Origin of the sequence: Streptomyces sp. NPDC007162 (assembly GCF_040634175.1) — a bacterium.
Taxonomy (GTDB): Bacteria; Actinomycetota; Actinomycetes; order Streptomycetales; family Streptomycetaceae; genus Streptomyces.
The window spans coordinates 1-2,660 of sequence record NZ_JBEYFC010000828.1; the positions used below are offsets into that span (position 1 = coordinate 1).

3 protein-coding genes are annotated in these 2,660 nt (G+C 70.1%); 1 reads left to right on the top strand and 2 read right to left on the bottom strand.

Annotated features, from left to right (window positions below; genetic code table 11):
* Positions 1-25: 25 nt before the first annotated feature.
* Together ABZ646_RS44550 and ABZ646_RS44555 are read right to left on the bottom strand one after the other, a co-directional pair.
* Positions 26-730 carry a phosphotransferase family protein gene (locus tag ABZ646_RS44550; protein WP_360532922.1) on the bottom strand — a complete coding sequence of 235 codons (705 nt, stop codon included), beginning with the start codon at positions 728-730 and terminating at the stop codon, positions 26-28.
* Positions 727-1,929, bottom strand: a complete 1,203-nt coding sequence (locus ABZ646_RS44555) for an acyl-CoA dehydrogenase family protein (RefSeq protein ID WP_360532925.1) — start codon at positions 1,927-1,929, stop codon at positions 727-729. Before ABZ646_RS44555 ends, ABZ646_RS44550 begins: the two co-directional genes overlap by 4 nt.
* 134 nt (positions 1,930-2,063) lie before the next feature.
* Here ABZ646_RS44555 and ABZ646_RS44560 point away from each other — a divergent pair.
* Positions 2,064-2,660, top strand: a 597-nt coding sequence (locus ABZ646_RS44560; protein ID WP_360532928.1) for a TetR/AcrR family transcriptional regulator, incomplete at its 3' end; no start/stop codon positions are given.

A 2,660-nucleotide genomic window follows, 5' to 3' on the forward strand; every position in this document is an offset into this window, starting at 1 on the left:
ATTGACCGCAGCAACCGCCACCCCCTCAGGCCATCTCCCAGTCGACGATTGCCGCGATCCGGCCGAAGCCGTCGGGCGCCAGGATGGTGTTGTCCAGGCGGTAGTCGCCGTGCACGATCGTCGGAGCGCCACTCACGGGGACGGCGCGGGCGAGCCTGCCGTGCAGCTCGTCGACGTAAGGCAGCGAACGCGTGGCGACCTTCTCCCACTGCCCGCGCCAGCGCCTCACCTGACGCTCCAGATAGCCGTCCGGTCGGCCGAAGTCGCCGAGCCCGACGTCGGAGGCGTCGACGGAGTGGAGTGCCACCAGGGCGTCCACGAGCGCGTCAGCGGCTCCTCGCGCCTTGCCGGGCGGCAGTACGGCAGCGTCGTCGCCGTCGCGCAGCACCGTCCCTTCCACGAAGTCGACGATGCAGAACGGTGCGCCGATCACCTCCGGGTCCCGGCACGACAGCACCGCGCGCGCGACGGGCACCCCGGTGCCGACGAGGGCGGCGACGACGCGGTACTCGCGGTCCATGTCGTGCGCCGTGGGGGTCAGCACACCCAACGGGGGCCGGCGCAGCACCCATCGGTGTGTCCCGTCGGTCACCTCGTACGTCAGATTGGAGCGCCCGCCTTGGAGCAGCTGGATCCTCAACGGGCCGGCGCACTCGGGGACATGATGTTCGAAGTACCGCTGCAGCGCGGGCACGTCGACGCCGACCACGGCCGCCTCGGATGCGGTCACTGTGCGGCCAGCCGCTCTCGCGCCGCCCGTACCGCACGCTTGGCGATGGCCCACCGGTGGGCCTCGGAAGGACCGTCGTAGATCCGGAACGGGCGCACCTCCCGGTACAGCCGGGACAGCGGGGAGTCCCCCGAGATGCCGAGCACGCCGCACACCTGCACGGACCGGTCGACCACCCGGTTGACCGCCTCCGAGACGTACGTCTTGGCGATCGAGGTGTGCTGGGCGGCCGAGCGACCCTGGTCCAATTCCCAGCAGGCCCGCCACAGCACCGCACGGCCGGTCTCGATGTCGATCTCGGAGTCGGCCAACAGCTGCTGCACCATGCCGAGTTCGGCCAGCGGTTTGCCGAAGGCCGAACGCTCCGTCGCACGCTCCAGGGCGATGTCCTGTGCGCGCCGTGCCACGCCGAGCCAGCGCATGCAGTGCGTCATCCGGGCGGGCCCGAGGCGCACCTGCGCGTATGTGAATCCCTGGTCCACCTCTCCCAGGACGGCACTGTCGGCGACTTCGCAGCCCTCGAAGACGATCTCGCTGTGTCCGCCGAACAGGCCCTGGTCCAGTGTGTCGATGTTACGGACGATCTTCATTCCCGGATTGTCGGCATCGACGAGGAACATCGTCGCGCCGCCCGCGTCGCCCGGTCCGCCGCTGGTGCGGGCCATGCAGATGGCGAAGGCCGCCCCGTCGGCGCCGCTGATGAACCACTTGCGTCCGTCGATCCGCCAGCCGCCGTCGACCCTGGCCGCGGTGGTGGCGAGGGCGCGCGGATCGGATCCGGCGCCGGGCGCGGGCTCTGTCATCGCGAAGCAGGACCGGACCTCACCCGCGGCCAGCGGCCGCAGGTAGCGCTCCTTCTGTTCCTTCGTGGCAACCACGTCGAGCAGATGCGTGTTGCCCTCGTCGGGTGCCGCGCAGTTGAGCGCCAGCGGTCCCAGCAGCGAGTACCCGGCCGCTTCGAACACGACTGCCTGGCCGCACAGGTCGAGCCCGAGCCCGCCCCACTCGGCGCCGATGTGCGGTGCCAGGACCCCCGCATCGCGGGCTGCCTGCTGAAGCCGGCGGCGCAGCGCCTCGGGTCCGGCGTGGACGTTCCCGTCACATGCCTGCTCCTCGGGTATCACCACGTTCCGTACGAACTCCGAGGTGCGCCGCGTGATGGCGGCGACCCTCTCGTCGATCTCGAACCCGATGGGCATGTTCACTCCCCGAGCTTGGCTACTGACCATTAGCCATCAGAAGGGTGAAGAGGCTCACATGTCAAGGGTTCTGGATATAGTTGCAGTGCCAGTAGGTGTTCTCGGGCTAATGCTCGATAGCTTCAGGAGGCCATATGGGCTCAGTCCAAGACGGCTCGCACGCCGCGTCCTACGAGCGGCCGCACCGGCCGGCACGGCCGGAGGACACGCCCGTCGCCGACCGCCGGTCGGCGATCCGGCAGGCCGCGCTGCAGCTGTTCGCCGTACAGGGCTACCGGTCCACCACCATGGCCGACATCGGGGCCGCCGTAGGCATCCGCGGCCCGAGCCTCTACAAGCACGTCGCTTCCAAACAGGAGTTGCTGGCCGAGATCATGATCGGCACCATGGAACAGCTCATCGCCGACAACATCGTCGCCGTCACGGGCGCCGACGACGTCCGGGAACGGTTGCGCCGCTCCGTGGAGGCGCACATTCGCTACCACGCCCGCCACCGTCTCGAGGCCTTCGTCGGCAACCGCGAGATCGGCAGCCTGGAGCAGCCCGACCAGGACCGAGTGCTCGGCCGCCGCAGTGACTACGAGCGCCGCTTCCGCGAACTCATCGAGCAGGGCGCCGCCGAGGGCACCTTCCACGTACAGTCGACCCGCATCGCCTCATCGGCGAGCACGACCAGCCCGGCGGCCTCCGCCGGCGCCCACACCGCGAGATCGCCGGCGCCCAGGGCGGCC